This window comes from Micromonospora sp. SD12, from assembly GCF_052068495.1.
Taxonomy (GTDB): Bacteria; Actinomycetota; Actinomycetes; order Mycobacteriales; family Micromonosporaceae; genus Micromonospora; species Micromonospora echinofusca.
The window spans coordinates 32,805-56,295 of sequence record NZ_JBQHDF010000025.1 but is presented as its reverse complement, the minus strand read 5'-3'; the positions used below and the strand labels follow the sequence as shown (position 1 = coordinate 56,295).

Here is a 23,491-nt window from a genome sequence, read left to right as displayed (position 1 = left end):
TCGCTGTGCGCTACGAAGCCATCATCCACCTCGCGGCCATCAACGAGTGGCTGTGACCGACTTCGACACAGGCCCTAGGTCTATCCGGCCCGACGACGAAGGAGCACCACCGTGTGCCTGGCCCGCGAGGACCCACCGATGGGGCATCGTCTCAGGCCCCGCGATCTGCGATGATTGGTGCCGCGCATCGCCCGGTGCCCCTTTTCGCAGGAGCGAGGCTTTGAGTTCCGACGATGCTACGGTCCCGACAGCGGCGTCCGGCAATCGCAGGGACTACGCGCTCGATCCGCGGCCGATCGCCCGTGGCGGGCAGGCCACGGTCTTCGCCGCCACGCACAAGCGGAGCGGCCGCCGGGTGGCGTTCAAGCGGGTGAATATTCGGCACGTGGACATGATCGCGCGCATGAAGCGGGAAATCGAGGCGGCAACGATTTTCGGCGATCATCCCAATGTCATGCCGGTGCTCGACCACGATTCGGCCTTCGAATGGTTCGTCATGCCACTCGCGGAGGCTACCGCGCTCACCCTGGCCAAGGACCTGGCCGAGACCGGGGCACTGCGTGACCTGATAAGTGCCATCTGCCAGGCGCTGCGCCTGCCGCACGAACAGGGCTGGATACATCGGGACCTCAAGCCGGACAATCTGCTGCGGCTCGACGGGCGCTGGGTCGTTGCCGACTGGGGTCTGGGGCGGCGTCCGCGGGGGCAGACGACCGACGCGCGCCGCACGCGGATGGGCACCGCGTTCGGCACCGAGGGTTTCGCCGCACCCGAGCTCGCCGTAGACGCCCACGCCGCCGGTCCGCCGGCCGACATCTACAGCATCGGGCAGATCATCGGTTGGGCGCTGACCGGTGTTCCGCCGCATGCCAACATCCCCCTGTTGCCTGATGGCGGTCCTTGGCGGGCCATCGTCAAGGCGGCGACCCTGCATGACGTCGATCGTCGCATCGGCAGCGTTGACGATCTGCTCGCGATGATCGCCGACGAGTTGGACAATCCGGAAGTCGTGGTCCACCGTGGCGGCCAGCTACTTGCCAGGGCGCGGACCGGGGATTCCGCAGCGCCGCTGGAACTGTTGAGACTGGCAGCCCAGTCGGACGAGAACTGCCGAATCCTACGGGATGGCGTGCTCGGTCTTCCCGACGAGCAGACGCACGGGGCGATCACCGCCGATCCGGGGGCTGCGGCCGAGGTCGTACGCCTGCTGCGCGTGCCGGTCAGCCGAGATCCCGAGGCTGCGACCAACCCGCCTGACGTGATCCGGTGGTTGCTGGTCGTGGCTCACCAGGCCGAGGAGGGTGAGCACTGGGATCTGCTGGACGAGACGATCGAGAGTCTCCTGCTGCTGAGCGCGCGAGTCGGTGACCGCAGAAGCCTCGCGGAGGTCTCAGAGTGGATGGGCAGCCGCACCGGACAAGCGGCCTCCAGCCTCGCCGTCGCTCTGCGCCGTTGGCCCGCGCATTCGCGGATCCGCGAGGAGCTGTCCGGACGCAGCGACGTGGACTACAGGATCAGACAGAACCTCCGGATCCAGCCGAGCAAGGGTCCCCGACCCACCCGGCAGCGCGGCGTTCTTCGGCGACCGCGAGCCTGGCTCCTGGTCGGTGCGGTGGCTGCCGCACTGGGGATCACCGCTCCGGTCCTGGTGGACCAGCTGAACGGTAACGGATCGCCCGGTGAAAACGGGTCCGCGCCCGAGTCCGGGGAGCCGAAGAATCCCTTCGCTGGCCTGCCGAAGACGCCGGGAGAGCTGGCGTTGTTCGTGATGGACGATTTCGTGGCGCCCTGGGACAGCTATCCGAGCTGGGCGGGTTGCCGTAGTGGTTCAGGCGACACGGTCATCAACGGGAGCTTCCCCTCGCAACCGGGTCCGAAGATTGCCCCGTCCAAGAGCATCTACTGCGACAACGGCGGAAACTTGGCGGTGATGTTCGCCGAGTTCAGGGACAGCAGAGACTTCACCGCTGTCCGTAACCGCTACCTCGCTGCCAAGCCTCCGGCCAACCTGAGGCCGGGTGAGGCCGCTGCTCCCCCAGGCTTGCACGTCTTCGAATGGAGCCAGACAGAACGGGCGGTCGTCTGGACGGATCCGAAGAATCAGCTCATCGGACTCCTGGTCACGGGTAGCAGCGGTACGGACCTCGTCGAGCTCTGGACCAGGTACCAGACCTGATCCGCCGCTCCTAGAGAATCTGATCCATGCGTACGTAGCCGCAGATCAGCTCGTTGCCACGGGCCGCCCTCGCCAGCACCCAGTCCCCTTTCTGCTCCTCGGGTATGTAGGGCGACACCGCGAGCTCACTCACCAACAGGCTGTCGTACTTCTGCGCGGGCTCGACGATCGGCGCGCGGTCGTCGGTATCGACGCGCAACTGGACCACTCCGCCTGGGCGCAGCGGCACGATCAATCTCTTCGGGTCACACGTCGCAAGCGGCCCATACGTCGGCCTGACCCGAACCGGCCATCCATCACGCACACCTGCCACGTACGAGATCGGCACGACGCCACCACCACCGCAGTTGTCCTGGTCGGATTGGAAGAGGAACGCTCGTACCTCGAACCCGCCCGTCACCGCGGTTACCGCCTCGATTGGGCGATCACACCTGGTCGTCGACACAATCGGTTTCTGCAGTTGGAGGGCGGAGCCGTCGCGCCACAGCCAGATGTACCAGGCAACATTCACGGATTGCCCGCCCGATGTGCTCAAACCCACCGCAGCATCTTCGTCGCCGTCTCCATCCGCGTCCGCGAAGCGCGGCGCGTCGAGAAGTTTCCATGAGCCGCCACCGTCCATTGGACTGATGGAGGCGTCGTCGCTCCGCTTGGCGGAACCTTGTTCGAGTTTGATGGTCTCCGCCACCGACGTGTCGAACCACTCGGCGTTGGCGAAGTCGAAATCCCGGATCTCGCGGGATGGTGACGGTGTGGGTGACCCGTCCGGGGAGGAGCAACCCGACATCGCCAACAGCGCCCAGGCCAGCGAGCCAGTCACGAACCGGGGAACAGTCGCAAACACATCGATAGGTTATCGCTCGATCGAGCGGGATCAACCATCCGCTGAGCACTCCGTTTGAAGCAGGACGCTGCACTCATCGTGAGCGAGTTCCCGAAACGGCTCAACCGGGGGACGAGCCAGTTCGGCTGCAAGCGCGCGGATCGCTGCATGGGAGTGCCCGGTGCCGGCCCTCGACGCGGCGAAGCGAAGCACCCGGATGCCGGGCGACGTCGCGAGAGGAAGCGAGGGCTCAGCGGGCGGGGGTCGGCTCGGACGACGGCCGCCACTCCCGCCTGATCAGCCCGTAGACCCACGAGTCAGAGACCTCGCCGTTCACGACGCAGTCTTCCCGCAACGTCCCCTCATGCACGAACCCGAGCTTCTCCAGCACGCGGGCAGATGCCACGTTGCGGGTATCGGTCTCAGCCTGGACGCGATTCAGGTTCAGCGTGTCGAATGCCCACCGCAGCAGAGCGCGTGCGGCCTCCGTCGCGTAGCCCTGGCCCCACGCTGCATCGTCGAAGCAGTAGCCCAGCGATGCGCTGCGGTAGTCCGGGTTCCACGGGTTCAGGCTGCACCAGCCGATGAACGCCCCGTCGGAGACGCGATCCACGGCCAGCCCCGCCCCGGTGCCTCCCTCTGCCATCTGCCGGCAAGCTGTGATGAACCGCTCGGCGCGCACGCGGTCGCTCCACGGCGGCGCGTCCCAGTAGCGCAGCACGTAGGCGTTGCTGTGCAGCGCGAAGAGGTCGTTCGCATCCGCGTCGTCGAAGGGACGCAGTCGAAGGCGAGGGGTGTGCAGCGTGGGGGTGGGCAGCGACACGGGTGTCATGTTCCCTCCTGTGAGCGATGGCCGATCAATCCGACATCCGGTGCCGGCCACTCGCAATGGATTTTCTCGGCAGGGCAGGAGGAACGACGTGCCCGCTCATCGGCTACAGATCCGTGCACATCAACTGGCGGTAGGAGAGCTCTCCGCGCCTCTGACCGAGGCGGCACCCGGCGTCGTTGAGGTCTGACTCTCCGCCGGTTGGGGTGGCTGCTTGTCGTCGGGTGGTTGCGGCGGTGAGATCCAGGTGACCAGCACGACAGAGATGATCATCAAGAGGAACCAGGAGGCCAGCTTTGTCAGCGAGACCGGATGCCAGCCGTCCGTCTGGCTCGGGTAGAGCCAGGCGTTGGACCAGGTGGCGATGTTCTCCGCGAGCCAGATGAAGAAGGCGACGAGGACGAAGGCCAGCAGCAGAGGCATGCGCCACCGTGCCCGGAAGATGCGGAAATGCATGACACAGCGTCCGAACACGAGTGCGACGGCCGCGATGAGCAGCCACCGCAGGTCGTGTAGGTAGTGGTTGGCGAAGAAGTTGAGATAGATCGCGGCAGCCACCGCGGCCGTCCACCAGCGTCTCGGGTAGCGCGTGAAGCGCAGGTTGAAAAGCCGATTCACTCGCACCATGTAGGAGCCGACCGCGGCGTACATGAAGCCGCTGAACAGGGGCACTCCTCCGAGCCTTAGCACGCCGTCGGGCTCGTAGGCCCATGAGCCGATGTGGGTCTTGACCAGTTCCATGAGGGTGCCGACGAGGTGGAACAGGACGATTACTCGTAGCTCGCGCAGCGTCTCCAGGCGTCCGGCGAGCATCGCGACCTGGATGACGACGGCGGCGACGGTGAGGGCATCGTTGCGGGCGAGCACGGCGTCGTCCGGATACCACAGGTGCGCCGCGCAGATGACCGCGAGCATGGCGGCACCGAAGACGCATGCCCATGCCTGTTTGAGTCCGAAGGCCACGAACTCGGTCAGCCACCCGGCCAGCCCGTGACGTGGCAGCCGGGCCAGCGCGGCACGGAGGTGGGCATCGATCGCCCGTTCGGCCGTGGTGAGCGTGGCCGTTGCGGCGGTGTCGTGTCGCATCGCCAGAGGTTAGGCCGCGTCTCATGATTCGACCGGTACGGGCGGGCCGTTGTTGGTCCTGGCACGGCGGGGACAGAACCGTGCCACGGGTAGTGCCGGCCCAGACCGCGCGGTGGCCGGCCTACGGAGCGGCGTTGGGCGATGATGCCAGCTGCATTCGTTCAAGACCATCGATAGAATGGCGCAATGACCGTTCGACGACTGCTACTACACACGATGGCGGCCTGCCTCGCGGCGACCACGCTGACGGCTCTCGTACCGGCCGGGACGGCGCAGGCGGCCTGCACGACGAGCAGCTTCACCGTCGTCTGGGACTACGCGGGCATGTACACCGCCCCCAACGAGTCGACCCTGTATGGCACCCGCCGCTACGGACAGGTCGTTACCGGCCCCACCGGGAACACCGCCAACGGGTGGACAATCACCTACGACTACTGGAACGGCATGGCACTCTGGGCCTACATGAAGGACGCCGCCTTGCAGTACCGCGGCTGCGCCTGAAGCGGAACCGACGGGTGCAGTGACGCCAATCGGCCGGACACCTCGGCGTGTGTCAGTGGGGGCAACAATGCGAAAGCCCGTTACCGGTGGTTCCGGCGACGGGCTCGCTACCTGCAACTATTAACGACGGGCGATACTCAGGTCGAACCAGTGACCTCGTCGGTGTGTACTCTCGGCGAGCGGGCCGGGTCGGGCTCGGTGCGCGGCCAAACGGTCTGCTGAGGCGCTTCTCGGCTCGTTTCGACTGGCACCGCTCTGTACTTCGCTGCTGTAGTGCTGGCATCAGACGAGGCGCTGGATGCGGACCTTGGGTTGCTCGTTCCTGAGGTGTCCCTGCTTGTGCTGGCGGACCTGCTCGTCCCAGACCTCCTGGTCGTAGTCGGGGCCGGGTGGGATCCACTTGTGGATCGCTGTATCCCGCTCCCCTGCGGGCGGACGGACTCACCGGCACAGGGACGGGCAGATGACCGACGACCACGACGCCACCGGAGCAATGAGCTTCATCTTCGAAGCCGGCGTCCTCAAACGCGCTGCCCGCACCGGCTGGTGGTTCGCCGGCGTCAAGCACCCCGAGTCCATCGCCGAACACTCGTTCCGCGCAGCGCTCATCGGAATGATGCTCGCCGCCATGGAAGGCGCCGACCCGGCCCGCGTGTCAATGCTCTGCGTCCTGCACGACACCCAGGAAACCCGGATCACCGACATCCCGCACATAGCCAAGCGCTACCTCACCCCCGTACCCAACACCACCGTCACCGCCGACCAGGTCGCCGACTGCCCACCAGCCGTCGCCGACGCCATCACCGCAGCCGTCGCCGAGTACGAGGCGGGTGAGACACCAGAAGCCGTCGTCGCTCGCGACGCTGACAAGCTGGAATGCCTCGTCCAAGCAGTTGAATACCGCCACCAGGGCGTCGACAACGTCCAGCGCTGGATCGACAGCTCACGAGCAGCACTCAAGACCGGCAGCGCCCACCGCCTCGCCGACGCCGCTCTCAGCGGACAACCCCTCGCCTGGCTCACTCCCCCGCCGCCGAGGTGAGCCCAAAGCATTCGCTCACTCAGTCATCAGGAATGAAGAGGCCCTGATCATCGATGTGATTGGGGCCTCTACACCCACCGCTCGGACGGGCGGGATCAACGCATCCGCGACGCGTTCGCTGACGCCCAACGACGACTGACGATGGAATCAGCAAGAGCCACCCTCTTCCGAGGGTGGCTCTTCTGCGTTACTTCGATGGTGGGCGATACTGGGATCGAACCAGTGACCTCTTCGGTGTGAACTGTCGGCGAGCGGGTCGGATCGGGCTGGATGCGAGGTCGAGCGGCCTGCTGACGCACTATTCGACCCGGTTCAGTTGGCATGGTTGCTGTACTTCACTGCTGTACTTTCGCCCCGCGCCCGAAGGGCACCCACGCTCAGACCAGGCCCAGACTGGTGGCGAGATCAGTGATCGCCGTAGGCGCGTTCGGATGTTGGGCAACCTCGACGACGACGTTCCGCGCCGTCGGTCGGTGCCGTATCTCCGATGGCGCTATGTTGTCGGCCTGCATCAGAGTCCGAGCCGCCTCGGTTACATCGCCGATCTGGAGGTACGCACGCGCGGCGTTGATCAGATGCGCGGCACGATGTTCGAGCGGCAGCCATCGCCATCCGTCTCGCACGATGGTTCTCTCGTGCTGGGCAACCGCACCGGTCCCCTCGTCCAGTTCGACTGCGGCGGCCACTCGGGCCAGGTCGACGGCCGTCGGTCCAAAGGCCGTCTGATGGTGGTCCTGCCCGTCGCCCACCCGGGCAGCCATCTCCGTCGCCTCGTCCAGCAGGTCACCGGCGGCGCGGTCGTCGCCCGCTCTGGCCGCTGTCAGGGCAGCCTGCATGAGTAGCGAACCGCACAGGGACAGCTCCTGCGGTGTGCCATCGTCCAGGTCGGCTGGAGCAACCCGGTACGCGGCGGCCAGCAGCATCGTCTTCGCCCGCGCCGACGCGCGCAGCACCTGGCCGAGCTGCATCGCCGCGCAGGCCAGCAGCACCCGGTCACCGGTCGCGGCGGACATCGCTCGGTCGGCGGTCAGCCAGGCGAGGCTTACCTCGTCGAGCTTGACCAGCAGCGCCGCCGTCACCCGGTACGCCTGCACCACGGCCGTACGGTCAGCATTCGGGTTCCGCGCCTGAAGCCGTTGGACATCCGTCAACAGCGTCGGCAATCGCTCGATCAACTGCGGATACCGGGCGTGCTGGTAGGTGGTCCACGCGTGTCCCACCGCCCGGCTCAACTGGTCAGGTGACGCGTCCCGGCAAGCAACCGGTTGACCGAACGCCATCCCGTACGTGGACAGGGCCGCCCGGATCCGGGAAATGCCTTCGGTACGCTCGGCCAGCTCGGCGGACTGAGCATCACGTCCGAGCAGTGCCGCGGTGTCGACCCGAAGAACCGCGGCAATTTCCCGGATGGTCGACACCCGCTCCAAGGACCGCACCCCGCGCTCGACCTTGTCCACCCAGCTCTTGGATTTCCCCAGGCGATCCGCGAATGACTGCTGTGACAGCTTGCGCCGTGCCCGCAGGTAGGCAACACGCCGACCGATCGGCACCGAATCACCGGTCACGACGCCACCGCCGATCCGGCACAGCCCGAGTCGTTTCCTCGACTGGTATGCGCTCAGCCTCGGCCTGCTCCAGAATCCGCCTCTTGGCCGCCTCCTGCTCCGCTGCCTGGGTCCGCTCGCCCGCCCCGTCGCCTGCGGTGTTGTCGCTCATCCCTGCCTCCGCAGTGCTTCCGCTCCCGCTTCATGTGGGATCTACTCTGGTGACCGCGCGACTACGCTCGGAAGCACCTCGATGCTTTCAGGACCTTTCACAGGGGATCCGATGGATGACCTCGGTGTGCAATTGAGGCAGGCTCGGATTGAGGCAGGCGTGACCCTGGCCTCCATCGCGACCCGTACCTGCTACTCGGCCTCGCACCTCAGCAACGTCGAAGCGGGACGCCGGACCGCGACGCCAGACATCGTGCTCGCGTACGCGCGAGCGTTGGGAGAAGCGGACGTGAGACGCAGAGACCTCCTCGCCGCAGCCACCATCGGCCCCATCGCCGCCAACGAGTTGATACGCAACGGCTTCACCGCCGCACTCGCCGGCCACCGCGACAGCACCGACCGCTGGCGTGACCGCGTCGACCAGTACGGCCGCGACTACATGGAGATCGGCGCGGATTCCCTGCAAACACGGCTCGCGAGCGACCTCGTCGTCATGCAACAGCAACTCGACAACCCGGCCATGTGGGCGACCGCCGCCCGTGCCCTGACCACCTACGGCAAGACGACCAAGGACCCGACCGAGGCGATCGGCTGGTACGACACCGCCCGGGTCGCCGCCGACCGCTCCGACGACCTCGCCGTCCGTGTCTGGGTACGCGGTCGAGCCGCCATCGCTCTGGCCTACGAGGGCGCCGCACTCCCCGTCGCACAGCGCTACGCGGACGAAGCCATCGCATTGTCTGACCGTCCCTCACTCGGTCGGCTCCAGGCACTGATGGCCCGCGCACACGTCGCCGCTGGACGCGGCGACACCGCCGCAGCCATCGCCTCGGACGAGGACGCGCAACGGGTCTTCGACCACACCGCCTCACCCGACGGCGAAATCTCCGACGCCGCCGTCCCGGCCTGGCGCATGGCGACCTTCCGGTCCATGCTCTACGCCCGCCTCGGGCTGATCCAACCCGGCGAGCAGGCCCAGACCGACGCCGACCGCCTCCGGCCCGCCTCGCTGACCCGCTTCGCCACCCACATCGAACTCCATCGCGCCCTCATGATGGCCAAAGCCGGCGACGGACCCGGCGGACTGGCACACGCCCGACGCGCATGGGCAGCACTACCGACCAACCGCCGCTCGCAAACCCTCGGCCTCGTTCTCCGCGAAGTCGAGAAGGCCGCCCGACAGCGACGCTGAACCACCAGAAACTCGACCCCTCGTTGGTAAGTTCTGGGCGCTCCGTCCGGCGGAGTCCGTCCGCGTCCGCGACCTCGGACGGCTGTCTGCGTCCGGCCGGCGGCGGCTGCCCTCCTCTCGGCACGTTGCTGTCACTGCTGCTGTCAGCGACCTCCGCGCGAGAGCGATCAAATCCGGCGTCGAGGTTCCTTCCCGGGAGCGTCGCCGTACGGGAGCGAGACGCCCAAGGCTCGCCAGAGGTCGTAGAGCACCCGCCCGAGCCTTTCGCTGTCGTCACTCGACAACTGAGCGATGGGCATGCCGGCGGCCTGGTGCTCGCCGATGTTGTAGATCAGGTCCGCGAGCGACGTGGCTGTCGGTCGGTCAAGGCGAAGAACAACTTCCTTAGGCATGTCCCGCACCCTACGGCTGTCTGACAGCCCAGCCACGGTCCCGACGGCCCGTCCACGGCCCGAAGTCGGTGAGTTGAAGCGGAACCTAGACCGGGCCTCCCGTGACCTGCGCTGACCTGACCGGCGCACTGGTCACGCCCCATCTTGGGCTCACGTCATTGGTCGCTGGTTGCCGACGTTTCACGCCGTCTTGTGCCCCGTGTGTGCCCCAGAACCTGGCAGTTGTTTCTCGGGGCGTTGGTGCTTCCTGGCACCCCGGATGCCAACTCCCGTCAACGCACCACCGACCGCGCACAAGGTTGGAGCAGACAAGGGCCAACCTCCTTCGGGCACATACGCCAAGGTCATGGCGAGTGCAGTGGCGGCCATCAGTGCACCGACTACCGCTAAGAGCAGGTACAAACGGCGTCGCCTACGCATGGGACCAGTAGAGCATGGGCGGGCGGCCCCAGGGCGTGCGGCTGACTCCTTGACCCCCAGGCAACCAGCACCGCCACGTGAGCTGCTGTTGCATGGTCCTTGACCTGGGAGCGCGGTCCGCCATCGTCCGTGCGTGTCCACTGGCGTCCGCCCCGATCGTCACTCGGTTAGTCACCCAGCCGGCCCATCATCCCAAAGAGATCAGGAAGCTAGGCTTCGTAGACGGTCTGCGATTACGAAGGCTGCGTCGTCCGAGCCCTGACGCACCCTTGTGCCGGTTATAGCGTCGGCCAACGCGACCAACTCCTCCGGTGGCAGGCTGTTCACTCCTCGTACGGGCAATTTCACCTGGATTTCCGGGTTCGGAGCAGCGACCAGCAGTGACATGACGCCTCGCCTTGGGTCATCCTCCGTGTCGATATTCGCCGTGGACAGGTCCACCCACCGCGTCCGGAGCCACAGGCGCTCACCGAGCAACGTCCCGTCCAGCCACGCTCCATACGGAATCACAGCGACCATTGCCAAGCTGACCGCTCCTACGATGTAGGCCCCCAAGAAGCACCAGGCAGAGACGAACAGGTGAGGTAGCAGCGAGCCCCACACGTTGATCGGGCTCTCCGTAAGCGACTCAAAGATCAGGTCAAAGGGCACCCAGAGCAGGAACCCTCCCACGACGATAAACGGCAGACTGAACCCGAACGCCCGGGCCTTCCTCGCTGCACCGGCACCCACCGACAGCCGAACCTTCGAACGTCGTCGCATGCCCGCCGATCCTATCTCCGTAGAACCAAAGCACTGTCTGCCGCCGACCCGCCGTCTGGGCAGCGGTCCGCCGTCCGGCCCACCACGTCAAGCGGGCCTTGACGCACGTACGGACCCTGCCACCGGAACAGACTGAGTCGGCTCTCGTGTCACGGACCGCGCCCCCGGCGGACACCGCCACAGTGGCGCAGTTGGCCTAACCTTGCCCGGCACGGACCCGGCTCCCGGGGTCGGAGCTGGCCACCGGCGGCCACCCCTCCCCCTCCCAGATGAGCGGTTGACCTAACCTTGCCCGGCACGGACCCGGCTCCCGGGGTCGGAGCTGGCCACCGGCGGCCACCCCTCCCCCTCCCAGGTGAGCGGTTGACCTGACCCTGAGCGGCTGCGAGCCCGCTCCTGGGCGACCGGCAAGCCGCCGCGCGGACACCGCCCCCATGCTTGGGGCTTGCCGCGCGGACCCGGCGCGCGCCCTCCCTGCGCCGCGCTGCTCGGGCGCGGCGCGGCCGGCTGCCGGCGACGGACCTCCACCACTCTCTGAGCCACCCCCGTCTGCGGCGGCCCCTCCGGGCTTTCCGCTCTCCGCGCCAGCCGCAGGGCGTGTTGCGTGGCCGGAGTCGGAGCGCCAGCGAAGCGACGGACACGCGCCCAGGCGGCGGCGCGTGCGGCCCGTTCAGGGCCGCCTTGATAGACGTAAGGAAAGTCCTCACACACGGCCGGCAGCCGGCTTCCCCAGGCCGCTACTCGGCCTCAGCCAGGTAGCCGACGTACGGTGACCCAGCCGCAGAGCGCACGTTGTAGCCCCAGCGGCGCAACGCCTGCATGATCTTTCTAGCGCCGGCGGGGTTCGCTGAGTGGACGTAAACGACGCCGATATCGAACGGGCGCTCCACAAACGCGGCCCGCTCCAGCACCTCGACGACGGGCCAGATCGTGTCGTCCTCGCCGAGGTCGTGATCCAGCCACAGCTCGTCCAATCGCTGTCCGCAGTGTCGCTCCAGCGCCTCAATGCCGGCCCTGCTGGTACGCGCAACTTGTGCCACCCGGCCATCAACGAACGAGCGCAGGTCGTCAACCAGCACAATTCTTGGCAGCTTCTCGGTATCCACGGCACCATCCTTGGGCCAGCACCGCCGCCATCGCCACCGCTATTGGGGCCCGCACTTCGCACCGGACTACGGCGGGTTGACGTGTCGGTACCCGGTGCTACTCTGGCGCTCGTCGAGCACACCAGCGCGGCCTTCCTGCCGGATCGCTGGACTCGACGTCGGAGATGCTGAGCGGCCTTCCTGCCGCTGACGCGGGCCACGTCCCGCCGGCTCTCGATCGCACCGGCCACCATGCCGGTTCCCGAATCCGCTGAGCGGCCCCAACACGGTCTTCCCTGCCGTCCACGATGGCCCGGATTCGCACTGCTTCACGGTGGGGACAGCCTGCGGCAACCCGCCGGATGCCGACATCCCAGGCTCCCACCCGTGCCGGCCCATTCGGCAGGTTCACGAGCGTGAAAGGACATGACCCATCGGCGGGAAGTGGCATCACCGGCCATCCGCCCTCCGGCGTCAGCCGCCTCTCGGCGGTGCCAGGAGACACGACGAACACCACCAGCGGACCAGGTCCACGGCTGGTGGTGCTTCGTCTCCCGTCCCTGCCACCTCGAAGAGGAGACAGTCGTGTCCACCGCCCCGCTCACCATCTACCGGCCCGGTCTCGCCGTCGGCCGTGACGCCCAGGTCCTGCACCGCGCCGCTACGCCGGAGTTCTCCGGCTGGCTGGAGCACACCCGCCCCGCCGGCGGCTGCTCCCGCCCAATCCGCCTCACCGGCACCATTGCCGCCGTCGACCGGAACACCGGCCGCATCACCAACTGGCTACACACCGACGAGCTGCCCGACCGGGCGCTCTACAAGGCGTGCGGCAACCGCCGCGAATCGCGGTGCCCAGACTGCGCCTGGGTCTACCAGGGCGACGCCTACCAGGTCGTCTGTCGCGGTCTGACCGGCGGCAAGGGCGTCCCCGCATCGGTCGGCCAGCACCCGGTCGTCTTCTCCACCTTCACCGCCCCGTCCTTCGGTCCGGTCCACCACCGCCACGTCTCCCGCCACACCTGCGCCGCCCGGCAGCGCTGCGACTGCCGCCCCGCCCCCTGCCGCGCCCGCAGCACCGCTGGCACCTGCCCCCATGGGCAGCCCGCAGCGTGCTTCGTTCGCCACGACGCCGACGATCCGCGGCTCGGCCAGCCGTTGTGCCTCGACTGTTACGACCACGCCCACCAGGTCGTCTGGAACTACTTCTCAGGCGAGCTGTGGCGGCGTACCAAACAGGCCATCGAGCGACACCTCGCCGCCCTCTGCCGCAAGCGTGGCATCCCGCTCGTCCGGGTCGTCACTGCCTCGGGCAAGGTCCGATGGGTGCCGCCCGTGCGCATGTCCCACGGCAAGGTCGCCGAGATGCAGCGCCGGGCAGCCGTGCACTTCCACGTCCTGCTGCGCCTCGACGGCGTCGACCCGGACGACCCGGACGCTCTCGTGCCGCCACCGGCCGGCATCACCCTTGACGACCTGGAAGACGCGATCCACGTCGCCGCCCGACAGATCACCGTCATCACGCCCGCCCACCCCGACCGGCCGCGAGGTTGGCTGGTCGCCTGGGGTGAGCAGATCGACGTCCGCCGTCTCAACACCGCCAGTGGCGAGCTGACCGACGGCAAGGTCGCCGCCTACCTGGCCAAGTACGCCACCAAAGCCACCGAAGCCACCGGCCACTGCTCCACCCGACTCACTCCCGCCACCATCGATGACTACGCCGATCCCGAAGGCGACCACCTCGCCCGCCTCATCGACGCCTGCTGGCACCTCGGCCGCCTCATCCACACCGACACCAGCAGCGGGGCCGCAGCTGCCAGCGACCGTCAAGACAGCCTTGACGCCAAACCCAACACCTACGGCGGCTTGCGCCGCTGGGCGCACATGCTCGGCTTCGGCGGCCACTTCCTCACCAAAGCCCGCCGCTACTCCGTCACCTTCGGCCAGCTCCGCGACACCCGCGCCACCTACCGCCGCACGGAGGACGACCAACCCGCCGACACCATCACCGTCGGCATCCTCACCTACATCGGGTCCGGCTGGCTCACCGAAGGCGACGCCCTGCTCGCCAACACCGCCGCCCAGCAGCGACGCGAGAGCAGACGCATCGGCCGGGAAGAACTCGCCCACGAAGGCTGGCTCATCGGGGCCGCCGCATGAACCACGACCTCCGCCCCCGCTGGTACTCCCCCGCCGAGGTCGCCGTCCTGCTCGGCTTCGGCATCTCCAAGGTCAAGATGAAGATCGCCACCGGCGAGTTGCGCTCCATCAAGGACGGCAAGTACCGCCGCATCCTCCCCGAATGGGTCGACGACTACATCCGCGAGCAGGTCGAACGCCAGGAGGCCGCCTGATGCCCGCCCGTGCACGAGCCAACGGCGAAGGCTCCATCTTCCCCTACCGCAACGGCTTCGCCGCCTACGTCTGGGTAACCAAGCCGGACGGCCGGCGCACCCGCAAGTACGTCTACGGCAAGACCCGCGAGGCCGTCCACGACAAGTGGATCAAGCTGCACCAGCAGGCCAAGGCCGGACCGGTAGCAACGAGCGTCCCGACGGTCGGCAGCTTCCTCACCTACTGGCTGTCGGAGATCATCGAGCCGAACCGCGCACCGTTGACCTACGCCACCTACGAGACGTTCGTCCGCCGCTACATCGCCCCCGGCCTCGGGTCCAAGCGGCTCGACCGGCTCCAGTCACGCGACGTGCAGACCTGGATCAACCAGGTGGCCCGCACCTGCCAGTGCTGCGCCCAAGGTAAGGACGCCGCCCGGCCGAAGCACAAGCGGCGTTGCTGCGCGGTCGGCCGCTGCTGCCAGACCGTCCCGTCGACCCGCACGGTCAGCGACATCCGGGCCGCACTGCGGGCCGCCCTCACCCACGCCCAGGCCGAGGACCTCATCGCCAAGAACCCGGCCGTGCCGGTCACCCTCGCCACCGTCCGTCGCCGCCGTGGCAAGTCGTGGTCGAGCGACGAGGCACGGAAGTTCCTGGAGTCCGCCAAAGAAGACGAGGACCCGCTCTACGCCGCCTACGCCCTGGTCCTCGTCACCGGCCTGCGCAAGGGCGAGGCGCTGGGACTGACGTGGGAGGACGTCGACCTCGACGCCGGCGAGCTGACCATCGGCCGCCAGCTCCAACGCGTGCGCGGGCAGCTCCTTCACCGCGACACCAAGACCCAGGCGTCCGACGCCACCCTCCCCCTCCCCGACATCTGCCTGACCGCTTTCAAGCTCAGACAGCAACAACGCGACGAGGCACGAGCAGCCGCCGGCAACGCCTGGCACGAGAACGACCTCGTATTCACTACCCGCTACGGCACACCCATCGAGCCACGCAACTTCCAGCGCTCCTGGCAGACAAGGTGTGAGAAGGCGAAGGTCACGCCGATCACCGTCCACGACGCCAGAAGAACCTGCGCCACGCTCCTGGCCGATCTCGACGTCCACCCGAGAGTCGCCATGCAGGTGCTTCGGCACGCCCGTTTCTCCGTGACGATGGAGATCTACACCCAGGTATCGACCAAAGCGACCAGAGACGCACTCAAACGCCTCGGTGACTCACTCGGCCGCTGACGGAACTGCTGTACTTCGCTGCTGTACGGGCAGCAGAAAGGCCATCCCCGATGATCGGGAATGGCCTTTGACCTGCGTGGGCGATACTGGGATCGAACCAGTGACCTCTTCGGTGTGAACGAAGCGCTCTCCCGCTGAGCTAATCGCCCTCAGCGCCGATGACTCTACCTGATCGAGGGACCGGACCGGAAATCCGGGGTCCGCGTGCCGCGCGGCGGCCGGTCGCCCCGGCGGAGCGCCGGGTCAGTGCGTCGCCAGGTAGTGCAGCGCCTCGGCGACCACGTCGATGCCGAAGCTGTACTTCAGCGACAGCCAGACCACCGAGCCGACGAAGACCAGGCCGACGGAGCCGAGCAGGAAGCGTACGGCCAGCGACCGGTCCTTCACCCACTGCGTCCAGTTGTGCACGTGCCGGCGGGTGAAGCCGAGCAGTCGGCGGGCCCAGTGGAACTCGACGGCCCAGACGCCGAGGCCGGCGATCACGAGCAGCCAGCCGGGGCCGGGCAGCGGGATGAGGGCGATGCCGATGGTGACGACGAGGGCCCCGGCGATGGCGATGAAGATCTTTAGCGCGACCCGTCCGGTGGGGTTGGCCCGGATCAGTTCGAGGGTGGTGCTCAGCCGCTGCCGCCAGCGCGGTCGCTGCCGCCGTTCGGCCAGCATCGTCCGGCCGGCGTCACCCCGGTCGGCTCCCGGCCGGCCGGGCCGCTCGTGCTGCTCCATCGGCACCCCGTACCCCCGCTTTTCGGCTGGCCGGGCCGCGACTTTCGGCGGGCCCGGCTCTGCCATCGGATCCACTGAGGATCGTTTCGTAACCATTTCCTCCCCCAGTGTGGCTCGCGCCCGTCACTGCAACGGCCGACTGGACGTTACCGGAGTAAGTCGACGACTGAACCACCCGATGCCGGGCGGGATCACGCACTGGGCAGAACCGGAAATCCTACATGAATCTTCACATTCACGCGGCCTTTCCGACCCCCTTCCCACCACTGGGTGAAGTCAGCGTATGGCGGAGCGTAGCCAGGAGTAGCACCTGAGTATGGGAAAAGCGGGACACGCGCGTTCCGCAGCGGTGCCGGGGGGAGATCGTCCATGAGTGTCATCCGACCGACGACCGTAGAGGTCGAGACGTCGCTAAGGCTCGTCGCACCTGATGCCACCGCCTTGCCGGTGCGTGCCAGTCTGCGTTACGACCCTGCTGATCCGTATGCGGTCCATGTCCTGTTCCACGCCGAATCCGCCGGCGGCGAGGCGGTCAGCTGGTCGTTCGCCCGGGAACTGCTGGTCACGGGTCTCGACGAGCCGGCCGGTATCGGGGACGTGCGGGTCTGGCCCTGGGCCACCCCGCGCGGGGACTTCGTCGCGCTGGCGCTGTCGTCGCCCGACGGCAACGCACTGTTCGAGGTGCCGCGCAGCGTCCTGGTGCGCTTCCTGCGCCGGACCTACGTCGTCGTTCCGCGCGGCCGCGAGGCCGAGCACCTGGACGTCGACACCGCGGTGAGCCGGCTGCTCGCCGGCCGCTGAACCACCGGCCACTCCGGCCGTCCGGGGCCGCGCGGATCTGCCGAGTCCGCGCGGCTCCGGCCTACCAGGGGGTACGCGCACCGTCTCCCGCCTCCCGCCGTGCTCAGCCGTGGGTGGTGATGCCGCCGTCGACCGGGATCACCGCACCGGTGAGGTACGCGCCGGCGCGCGACGACAGGTAGATCGCGGTGCCGGCCATGTCCTCCGGCCGACCGATCCGGCCCAGCGGCACCTGCCCCTCGATGGCGGTCCGGGACGCGGGGTCGTCCAGCGCGAACGCCATCATCTTGCTCTCGAACGGCCCCGGCGCGATCGCGTTGACGGTGATCCGCTCGCCGGCGAGCTGGTGCGCCAGGCTGCGGGTGAGCATGTGCACGGCGGCCTTGGTCGCCGAGTACGCGTACACCTCCATCATCGGCACCCGGATGCCGTCGATGGAGCCGATGTTGATCACCCGGGCCGGGTCGTCGGCGCTGGCCGAGGCGCGCAGCGCGGGCAGCAGTGCGGTCGTCAGCCGGAAGACCGCCTTGACGTTGACGGCCCAGAGCTTGTCGAACGCGCTCTCCGGGTACGACTCCAGCGGCGCGCCCCAGGTGGCGCCCGCGTTGTTGACCAGCACGTCGAGCCGGTCGAACCGCTCCCGTACGGCGGCGGCCAGGCCCTCGGCGCCGGCGTCGTGGCCGAGGTCGGCGGGGATGGCCTCGCAGCGCCCCTCGGCGGAGAGTTCCTTGGCCACGGCCTCGCAGACGTCCGCCTTGCGGGACGAGATGATCACGTGTGCGCCGGCCCGGACGAAACCCTGGGCGATCATCAGGCCGATCCCCCGCGAGCCGCCGGTGACCAGGACCGTCTTGCCTTCGACCGAGAACAGATCCGTCATGCCCATCCCATCGCGAGTCGGCCGGGGCCGCCGGGGCGGGGCGGCCCGACCGGCGCGGACCGGCTCCGGCCGTGCCTCGACCGGACGGCGCTACCGCCCGGTAACGTAGCCCGGCCCCGGTGACCTCGACAACCCCCGCCGGCCCTGGCGCGCCGTCCGGCCGGTGACCGGGAGCCGCAGCGTGCCCGCATGCCGCCCGGCCTGGGCGGCCGTCCCGGGATGCGTTGATCGTCGCCCCGGGCTACGGTCGCAGGCGATGGTCTCTTCCGGTCAGCTCTCCCCCGCTCCGCCCGGCAACCCGGCGACCGCCCCCGCCGAGATCGACACGGTGGCCCTCGGTGACCTCGCCTCCGAGCCGCGTTGGCGGCGCCCGGTGCTGCTTGACAGGGACCTGCTCGTGCTGACCACGGGCGGACACGGCACGGCCGAGCTGGATTTCCGCGCCCTGCCCTGCCGCCCCGGCACGCTGCTGCGGGTGCGTGCCGGGCAGGTGCTGCGCTGCGCCGGCCCGCAGCTCGACGCGACGGTGGTGCGCTGGGATCCGGCGGCGCTGCACGGGCTCGACGTCGACCCGGACGCCGTCGGGGCCTGGTTCCAGCTCGCCGGCGAGGACGAGGACGCGGTCATCAACGAGGTCAGCCAGCTCGCGGTCGACTGCCAGCGGCACCGGGGGGTGGCGGCGGCGCGCGGCCTGCTCCGCCACCAACTCGCCGTGCTGCTGCTGCGGCTGTCGCTGCTGCCCGAACGCGCCTCCCGGGCCACGCGGGCGGAGGCGGCCACGTTCCACCGGCTCTGCCGGGAGGTCGAACGCGGCTACCAGCACACCCGCCGGGTCGAGGACTACGCCGACCGGCTGGGCTGCTCGGTGCGTACGCTCACCCGGGCCTGCCTGGCGGTGACCGGGCGCAGCGCCAAGCAGGTGGTCGACGAGCGGGTGGCCCTCCAGGCGAGCCGGCTGCTGGCGGCCACCGACGAGCCGATCGCCCGGATCGGCCGGCGGCTGGGCTTCTCCGAGCCGACGAACTTCGGCCGGTTCTTCACCCGCGAGGTCGGGGTGAGCCCGGGCGCCTTCCGTGCGGCCCGCGAGCAGCCGCTGCCCGGGCCGCTCGTGCGGCCCCGCCCGCCCGCCGAGGCGACCGGCCGCCCGCGCGGGGCATGATGGCGGGGTGCAGATCTCCGCGCGCGGCGACTACGCGGTACGGGCGGCGCTGAGCCTCGCCACCGCGTACCCCCGGCTGCTCTCCACCCAGGCCATCGCGGCGGAGCAGGACATGCCCCGCAAGTTCCTGGAGGCCGTCCTGGCCGACCTGCGGCGGGCCGGCGTCGTGCGGGCGCAGCGCGGCGCCGAGGGCGGCTACACGCTGGCCCGGCCGCCGCGCGAGGTGACCGTCGGCGCGGTGCTGCGCGCCGTGGAGGGTCCGCTGGCCGGCGTCCGCGGGCTGCGCCCGGAGGAGACCAGCTACGAGGGCGCGGCGGAGAACCTGCCGGGGCTGTGGGTGGCGGTGCGGGCCGCGGTGCGGCGCGTGGTCGACGAGGTGAGCCTCGCGGAGATAGTCAGTGGCCGCCTGCCCGCCCACGTCCGTAGGTTGACGGCGTTGCCCGACGCCTGGGAGCCACGCTGATGCCCACCCCCGTCCTGCGCACCGCGCGCCTGCTGCTGGAGCCCTACCGGCCCGACGACGCCGAGGACTTCGTCGCCCTGCTCACCGACCCGGAGGTCGGCCGGTTCATGGGCGACGGACCGCTGAGCGCCGAGGAGGCCGGCGCCCTCTTCGGGCGGGTGTTCACGAAGGTCTACGCCGAGGACCTCTTCGACGTCTGGGCGGTACGCCGCGACGGCCGCTACGTCGGGCACGCCGAGGTCAAGCGGACGGACCAGGTCGACGGGCACGAGATCATCTACGCGTTGGCGAAGCCGGCCTGGGGCGTGGGCCTCGGCACGGAGCTGGCCCGGGCCCTGGTCCGTCACGGCTTCGACACCCTCGGCCTGCCCCGCGTGTACGCGACCGTCGCCGACGCCAACCACGCCTCGCTGGCGCTGCTGGGCAGGATCGGCTTCGTGCACGAGCGCGACATCGCCGAGGACGACGGCAGCGTCACCCGCGTGCTCGTCGCCGACCGCGCCACCGCCTGACGCCGTCCGCCCCGTCCCCGCAAGGGGCCGTCCCCGCCACCGACCGGCGTGCCCGCCGTCCCCGTGTACCCCACGACGGCGCCGCCGGCCGACGTGTCGGCGGGGGCCCGGCCGGGTCACGCCCGCGTCGGCGGGCCCGTGGTGGTGTAGCCGCCCCGGTGGTAGACCAGCGGGTCCCCGTCCTCGCCGCCGCCGAGCGCGAGCGGCTCGGCCACGAAGAGCGTGTGGTCGCCGGCCGGCACCCGGTGCGCGACGCGGCAGAGCAGCCGGGCCAGCACCCCGGACAGCAGCGGCACATCGAACGGCCCCGGCGTCCAGTGCGGATAGGCGGCGAACCGGTCGATCCCGCCGGTGGCGAAGACCCGGGCGGCCTCCCGCTGCTGGGCGCCGAGCAGGTGCACGGCGACGTGCTCGGCCCGGGCGAAGACCGGCCAGCTCGACGAGGCGGTGCCGAGGCAGAACGAGACGAGCGGCGGGTCCAGCGACACCGAGGTGAAGGACGTGGCGGTGAAGCCGGCCCGCACGGGCTCGCCGGAACCGTCGGCGCGGGTCGGCCCGGCGGTGTCCGGGGCGGCGGTGGTGACCACGGTGACGGTGGCGGCCTGCCGGCGCAGCAGCGTCCGGAACAGGTCCCGGTCCACCGGAAGCAGGTCGGCCGCGTCGGGCCGGGACCACTCCACGGTGGTCACGCCGCCACCGGCGCCGGGCGGACGTGGGGCAGCCCTGCGTCGACGGGCGGGCGAGCCGCGTGGAGAAGATCGTCCCGCTGCGTCATCGCCCCATGCTGCCGCCGACCGCATCCCCGGTCAATGCCCCTATCGATGGCGGCATCGACGTCGGCCGACACCGTCACCGACCCCTACCCCGGCGGCCGGGCCGCGCGTCACCCGTCGGCGTAGGGGTTGCCGGCGACCCCAGGGCTCGATCCACGCCGGCCGGACCGGGTTTCCCGATCCGGCCATTCGGGAATGTTCGGTTTCGACAGGGCAGGGAAGGGATTCGAAGGGAGCTTGAGCGATGGGTCTGATGTTCCGCAAGCGCAAGAAGTACGGCCCGATCATCCTGAACTTCACCGAGAACGGGTTCTCGTCCTGGAGCATCAAGATCGGTCGCTGGTCGTGGAACTCGCGGGCCAAGGCGCACCGCGTCGACCTGCCGGGCCCGCTGTCCTGGAAGCAGGACAAGTCCCGGGCGTGAGATCCCGAGGTCGAGCGGGGTGCCGGTGATTCACCGGCACCCCGCTCGGCGTCGGGTCAGCGGGCCGTCGCGGCGCCGTGGGCGGAGATGACCACGTCGCCGCCGAGCCGGCCGTGCTCCGGGTCGCGGGTCGCCTCCCCCGCGTCGAGCAGGCCGGTCAGCGCCCGGACGGCGTCGGACGACCGGTAGACGGTCGCCGTGAGGACGTGCCGGCGCAGCTCGGTGACCGTACGCGGGCCCGAGCGTCGCAGCTCGGCGAGCAACTCGTCGCGCAGCGGGCCTGCCTCCGGGACCTCGACGACGTCGAGCAGCCCGCCCGCCGGGTCGCGGTAGCGCACGCCGGAGGCACCGTCGCCCGCCCAGAGCGCCTCCTTGAACGCCTCCAGGCTCTTGTCCGACCCGGTCGCGAAGGCGAACAGCCGCGCCGGGTCGCCGTCGGCGGTCACCAACTCCACCTCGCTCGTCAGCGGGAACCCGGCGTCGGCGAGGGCCGCCCGCGCCGGGGTGCCGACGGCGGTGGCGAGCAGCACGTCCGCCGGCTTGCCGGCCGCCGCGGCGGTCAGCACGGCGGGATCGGCGGTGTCGTCGTCCACGACGGACAGCAGGGGCGCGCCGGCCGCGCCGGCCGCCTTCACCGCGACCGGCAGCCGGGCCGGGCCGCCGGGCACGAGGTGCACGGCGACGCCCGCCGGCAGTTCCGCCTCCACGGCGCCGAGCCGGGTCGGCAGGTCCTCGGTGCCGTCGGCGAGCACCAGCACGGTGAGTTGCCGGCCCCGCAGCCGGTCGGCGTGTCCGGCGACCACCCGCAGCGCGGCCTCCGCGCAGCCGGCGTCGCCACCGGCGTACGCCAGGGCGAGGGTGGCCCGGCGGGCGCGGTGCAGCGCCCCCGGCAGCCAGGTCTCCAGGTGTCGGACGAGCAGCTCGCGCAGGACGGCGTCGGTCGGCATGCTGCCGTTCTACCGCACGTCGCCCCGGGCCGGGCACGGCTCCCCCGACCGCAGGGGGCGTCCCGGCCCCCGGGCGGGCCTCGTCGGCCCTGCGGTCGGCTCGCAAGACCCCGGTGCCGTCGGCCCGGGTCCGGTCAGGCCGGGACGGAGATGCCCACGCCGCCCCGGGTCTGGCCGCCGTAGCGCCGCCGCTCGGCGTCCAGGTCGAGCCGGCCGATCCGCTTGCGCGCGGCCAGGGCGGTCTCGTCGAGCCGGTCGGCCGGCACCAGCCAGACGATCTCGAACTCCAGCCCGTCCGGGTCCTGGCCGTAGAGGCTCTTGGTGGTGCCGTGGTCGGACGCGCCGACGAGCGCGCCGGCGGCGGCGAGCCGCTGCGCGGTGGCGTCCAGCTCGTCGAGGGTGTCGACCTCCCAGGCCAGGTGGTAGAGGCCCACGGTGCCGCGGCCGGCGGTGGAGCGCCCGGCGCCCGCGCCGACCTCGAACAGGCCGAGGTCGTGGTCGTTGGTGGAACCGGGCGCCTGGAGGAAGGCGGCGCCCCGGAAACCGTCCGGCGTCATCGGGATCGGCCGGAAGCCCAGCACGTCCCGGTAGAAGTCGACGCTGCGGGCGAGGTCACTGACGTAGAGCACGGCGTGGTTGAGGCGGTGGATTCCCATGCCACCGACGCTAGCGCGGTTTCGTTGAACGTTCAACTAAGTGCCGTATGATGGGCGTCATGACCCGCTGGCTGGATCCCGACGAGCAGCGCACCTGGCGCGCGTACCTGACCGCGTCCCGGGCACTCATGGAGGCGCTGGACCGGGAGCTGCAACGCGACGCCGGGATGCCGCACGCCTACTACGAGATCCTGGTCCGGCTCTCCGAGGCACCCCAACGGCGGCTGCGGATGAGCGAACTGGCCCAGGTCAGCGGCTCCTCGCGCAGCCGGCTCTCCCACGCCGTGGCCCGGCTGGAGGCCGAGGGCTGGGTCCGCCGCGAGGAATGCCCCACCGACCGGCGCGGGCAGATCGCGGTCCTCACCGACGAGGGATTCGCCACCCTCGCCGCCGCCGCGCCCGGCCACGTCGAGGGGGTACGCCGGCACCTGTTCGACGCGCTGACCCCCACCCAGGTGGACCAGTTGCGCCGGATCAGCGAGACGCTCGCCGCACACCTGACCGGTTCTTGACCAATACACTCCCCCTCGGGTCTTGTACTTACCGTCGTCGGATGAGC

At 69.8% G+C, this 23,491-nt stretch carries 25 protein-coding genes and 1 tRNA gene; 13 read left to right on the top strand and 13 right to left on the bottom strand.

What is annotated here, in order from left to right; translation table 11 throughout:
• The first annotated feature begins 220 nt into the window (after positions 1 to 220).
• Positions 221 to 2,176: a serine/threonine protein kinase gene (locus ACTMS2_RS28220; RefSeq protein WP_441178094.1), complete on the top strand. Its 1,956-nt coding sequence runs from the start codon at positions 221 to 223 to the stop codon at positions 2,174 to 2,176.
• A 10-nt stretch (positions 2,177 to 2,186) separates the two neighbouring features.
• On the opposite strand, the gene ACTMS2_RS28215 is transcribed toward ACTMS2_RS28220, so the two are convergent.
• The 3 genes from ACTMS2_RS28215 to ACTMS2_RS28205 form a co-directional block, all read right to left on the bottom strand.
• On the bottom strand, positions 2,187 to 2,996 hold the full coding sequence (locus ACTMS2_RS28215; RefSeq protein WP_441178093.1) for a hypothetical protein: 810 nt from the start codon (positions 2,994 to 2,996) through the stop codon (positions 2,187 to 2,189).
• A gap of 253 nt (positions 2,997 to 3,249) precedes the next feature.
• Positions 3,250 to 3,822, bottom strand: coding sequence for a GNAT family N-acetyltransferase (locus tag ACTMS2_RS28210; RefSeq protein WP_441178092.1), 573 nt, complete (start codon positions 3,820 to 3,822; stop codon positions 3,250 to 3,252).
• A 129-nt stretch (positions 3,823 to 3,951) separates the two neighbouring features.
• The gene (locus ACTMS2_RS28205; protein ID WP_441178091.1) at positions 3,952 to 4,914 is read right to left on the bottom strand and encodes a DUF817 domain-containing protein; all 963 of its coding nucleotides are present in this window, start codon (positions 4,912 to 4,914) and stop codon (positions 3,952 to 3,954) included.
• Positions 4,915 to 5,100: 186 nt separating this feature from the next.
• Between ACTMS2_RS28205 and ACTMS2_RS28200 the strand changes: the two genes are divergently transcribed.
• Positions 5,101 to 5,415 (top strand): hypothetical protein, encoded by a 315-nt coding sequence (locus ACTMS2_RS28200; RefSeq protein ID WP_441178090.1) that lies wholly within the window; start codon positions 5,101 to 5,103, stop codon positions 5,413 to 5,415.
• 463 nt (positions 5,416 to 5,878) lie between these two features.
• Positions 5,879 to 6,457 (top strand): HD domain-containing protein, encoded by a 579-nt coding sequence (locus ACTMS2_RS28195; RefSeq protein ID WP_441178089.1) that lies wholly within the window; start codon positions 5,879 to 5,881, stop codon positions 6,455 to 6,457.
• 377 nt (positions 6,458 to 6,834) lie between these two features.
• Here the strand turns inward: ACTMS2_RS28195 and ACTMS2_RS28190 are convergent, their stop codons facing one another.
• Positions 6,835 to 8,022 carry a helix-turn-helix domain-containing protein gene (locus ACTMS2_RS28190; RefSeq protein WP_441178088.1) on the bottom strand — a complete coding sequence of 396 codons (1,188 nt, stop codon included), beginning with the start codon at positions 8,020 to 8,022 and terminating at the stop codon, positions 6,835 to 6,837.
• Between the two features lie 262 nt (positions 8,023 to 8,284).
• Between ACTMS2_RS28190 and ACTMS2_RS28185 the strand changes: the two genes are divergently transcribed.
• On the top strand, positions 8,285 to 9,364 hold the full coding sequence (locus ACTMS2_RS28185; protein WP_089001258.1) for a helix-turn-helix domain-containing protein: 1,080 nt from the start codon (positions 8,285 to 8,287) through the stop codon (positions 9,362 to 9,364).
• Between the two features lie 167 nt (positions 9,365 to 9,531).
• Here ACTMS2_RS28185 and ACTMS2_RS28180 read toward each other — a convergent pair whose 3' ends face one another.
• The 3 genes from ACTMS2_RS28180 to ACTMS2_RS28170 all read right to left on the bottom strand — a co-directional run bounded on the left by ACTMS2_RS28180 (position 9,532) and on the right by ACTMS2_RS28170 (position 12,044).
• On the bottom strand, positions 9,532 to 9,756 hold the full coding sequence (locus ACTMS2_RS28180) for a hypothetical protein (RefSeq protein WP_089003598.1): 225 nt from the start codon (positions 9,754 to 9,756) through the stop codon (positions 9,532 to 9,534).
• A gap of 621 nt (positions 9,757 to 10,377) precedes the next feature.
• Positions 10,378 to 10,938, bottom strand: coding sequence for a hypothetical protein (locus ACTMS2_RS28175; protein ID WP_157747186.1), 561 nt, complete (start codon positions 10,936 to 10,938; stop codon positions 10,378 to 10,380).
• A 737-nt stretch (positions 10,939 to 11,675) separates the two neighbouring features.
• Complete coding sequence (locus ACTMS2_RS28170; RefSeq protein WP_231925736.1) at positions 11,676 to 12,044, bottom strand: cyclic-phosphate processing receiver domain-containing protein; 369 nt, start codon at positions 12,042 to 12,044, stop codon at positions 11,676 to 11,678.
• A gap of 564 nt (positions 12,045 to 12,608) precedes the next feature.
• Between ACTMS2_RS28170 and ACTMS2_RS28165 the strand changes: the two genes are divergently transcribed.
• From ACTMS2_RS28165 to ACTMS2_RS28155, 3 genes are read left to right on the top strand one after another with little or no spacing between them, the layout of a single operon-like run.
• Positions 12,609 to 14,180, top strand: a complete 1,572-nt coding sequence (locus tag ACTMS2_RS28165; RefSeq protein WP_089001261.1) for a replication initiator — start codon at positions 12,609 to 12,611, stop codon at positions 14,178 to 14,180.
• Positions 14,177 to 14,374: an excisionase family DNA-binding protein gene (locus ACTMS2_RS28160; protein ID WP_089001262.1), complete on the top strand. Its 198-nt coding sequence runs from the start codon at positions 14,177 to 14,179 to the stop codon at positions 14,372 to 14,374. The genes ACTMS2_RS28165 and ACTMS2_RS28160 overlap by 4 nt, the downstream gene beginning before the upstream one ends.
• Positions 14,374 to 15,594, top strand: a complete 1,221-nt coding sequence (locus tag ACTMS2_RS28155; RefSeq protein WP_441178087.1) for a tyrosine-type recombinase/integrase — start codon at positions 14,374 to 14,376, stop codon at positions 15,592 to 15,594. The genes ACTMS2_RS28160 and ACTMS2_RS28155 overlap by 1 nt, the downstream gene beginning before the upstream one ends.
• Positions 15,595 to 15,671: 77 nt before the next feature.
• Here ACTMS2_RS28155 and ACTMS2_RS28150 read toward each other — a convergent pair.
• Positions 15,672 to 15,743: transfer RNA gene (locus tag ACTMS2_RS28150), tRNA-Val, on the bottom strand.
• Between the two features lie 94 nt (positions 15,744 to 15,837).
• Positions 15,838 to 16,383, bottom strand: a complete 546-nt coding sequence (locus ACTMS2_RS28145; protein WP_441178096.1) for a TIGR02611 family protein — start codon at positions 16,381 to 16,383, stop codon at positions 15,838 to 15,840.
• Between the two features lie 303 nt (positions 16,384 to 16,686).
• Between ACTMS2_RS28145 and ACTMS2_RS28140 the strand changes: the two genes are divergently transcribed.
• Entirely contained in the window at positions 16,687 to 17,118 is a 432-nt protein-coding gene (locus ACTMS2_RS28140) for an SsgA family sporulation/cell division regulator (RefSeq protein ID WP_067311359.1), read from the top strand.
• A 103-nt stretch (positions 17,119 to 17,221) separates the two neighbouring features.
• Here the strand turns inward: ACTMS2_RS28140 and ACTMS2_RS28135 are convergent, their stop codons facing one another.
• Positions 17,222 to 17,998, bottom strand: a complete 777-nt coding sequence (locus ACTMS2_RS28135) for a glucose 1-dehydrogenase (RefSeq protein WP_441178086.1) — start codon at positions 17,996 to 17,998, stop codon at positions 17,222 to 17,224.
• Between the two features lie 256 nt (positions 17,999 to 18,254).
• Between ACTMS2_RS28135 and ACTMS2_RS28130 the strand changes: the two genes are divergently transcribed.
• Genes ACTMS2_RS28130 through ACTMS2_RS28120 form a run of 3 tightly spaced genes read left to right on the top strand, consistent with a single transcriptional unit; the run spans position 18,255 to position 20,132 of the window.
• Complete coding sequence (locus ACTMS2_RS28130; protein WP_441178085.1) at positions 18,255 to 19,157, top strand: helix-turn-helix transcriptional regulator; 903 nt, start codon at positions 18,255 to 18,257, stop codon at positions 19,155 to 19,157.
• Positions 19,158 to 19,164: 7 nt separating this feature from the next.
• A complete protein-coding gene (locus ACTMS2_RS28125; RefSeq protein WP_089001265.1) occupies positions 19,165 to 19,620 on the top strand; it encodes an RrF2 family transcriptional regulator in 456 nt (151 codons plus the stop codon).
• Positions 19,620 to 20,132 carry a GNAT family N-acetyltransferase gene (locus ACTMS2_RS28120; protein WP_441178084.1) on the top strand — a complete coding sequence of 171 codons (513 nt, stop codon included), beginning with the start codon at positions 19,620 to 19,622 and terminating at the stop codon, positions 20,130 to 20,132. Before ACTMS2_RS28125 ends, ACTMS2_RS28120 begins: the two co-directional genes overlap by 1 nt.
• A 116-nt stretch (positions 20,133 to 20,248) precedes the next feature.
• Here ACTMS2_RS28120 and ACTMS2_RS28115 read toward each other — a convergent pair whose 3' ends face one another.
• A complete protein-coding gene (locus ACTMS2_RS28115; protein WP_441178083.1) occupies positions 20,249 to 20,821 on the bottom strand; it encodes a flavin reductase family protein in 573 nt (190 codons plus the stop codon).
• A gap of 328 nt (positions 20,822 to 21,149) precedes the next feature.
• Between ACTMS2_RS28115 and ACTMS2_RS28110 the strand changes: the two genes are divergently transcribed.
• The gene (locus ACTMS2_RS28110; protein ID WP_007075522.1) at positions 21,150 to 21,329 is read left to right on the top strand and encodes a DUF4236 domain-containing protein; all 180 of its coding nucleotides are present in this window, start codon (positions 21,150 to 21,152) and stop codon (positions 21,327 to 21,329) included.
• Between the two features lie 56 nt (positions 21,330 to 21,385).
• Here ACTMS2_RS28110 and ACTMS2_RS28105 read toward each other — a convergent pair whose 3' ends face one another.
• Complete coding sequence (locus ACTMS2_RS28105; protein ID WP_441178082.1) at positions 21,386 to 22,276, bottom strand: hypothetical protein; 891 nt, start codon at positions 22,274 to 22,276, stop codon at positions 21,386 to 21,388.
• 134 nt (positions 22,277 to 22,410) lie between these two features.
• Entirely contained in the window at positions 22,411 to 22,932 is a 522-nt protein-coding gene (locus ACTMS2_RS28100) for a VOC family protein (RefSeq protein ID WP_441178081.1), read from the bottom strand.
• A 50-nt stretch (positions 22,933 to 22,982) separates the two neighbouring features.
• Here ACTMS2_RS28100 and ACTMS2_RS28095 point away from each other — a divergent pair, with 50 nt between their 5' ends.
• Positions 22,983 to 23,444 carry a MarR family winged helix-turn-helix transcriptional regulator gene (locus ACTMS2_RS28095; protein WP_357662927.1) on the top strand — a complete coding sequence of 154 codons (462 nt, stop codon included), beginning with the start codon at positions 22,983 to 22,985 and terminating at the stop codon, positions 23,442 to 23,444.
• Positions 23,445 to 23,491: the final 47 nt, after the last annotated feature.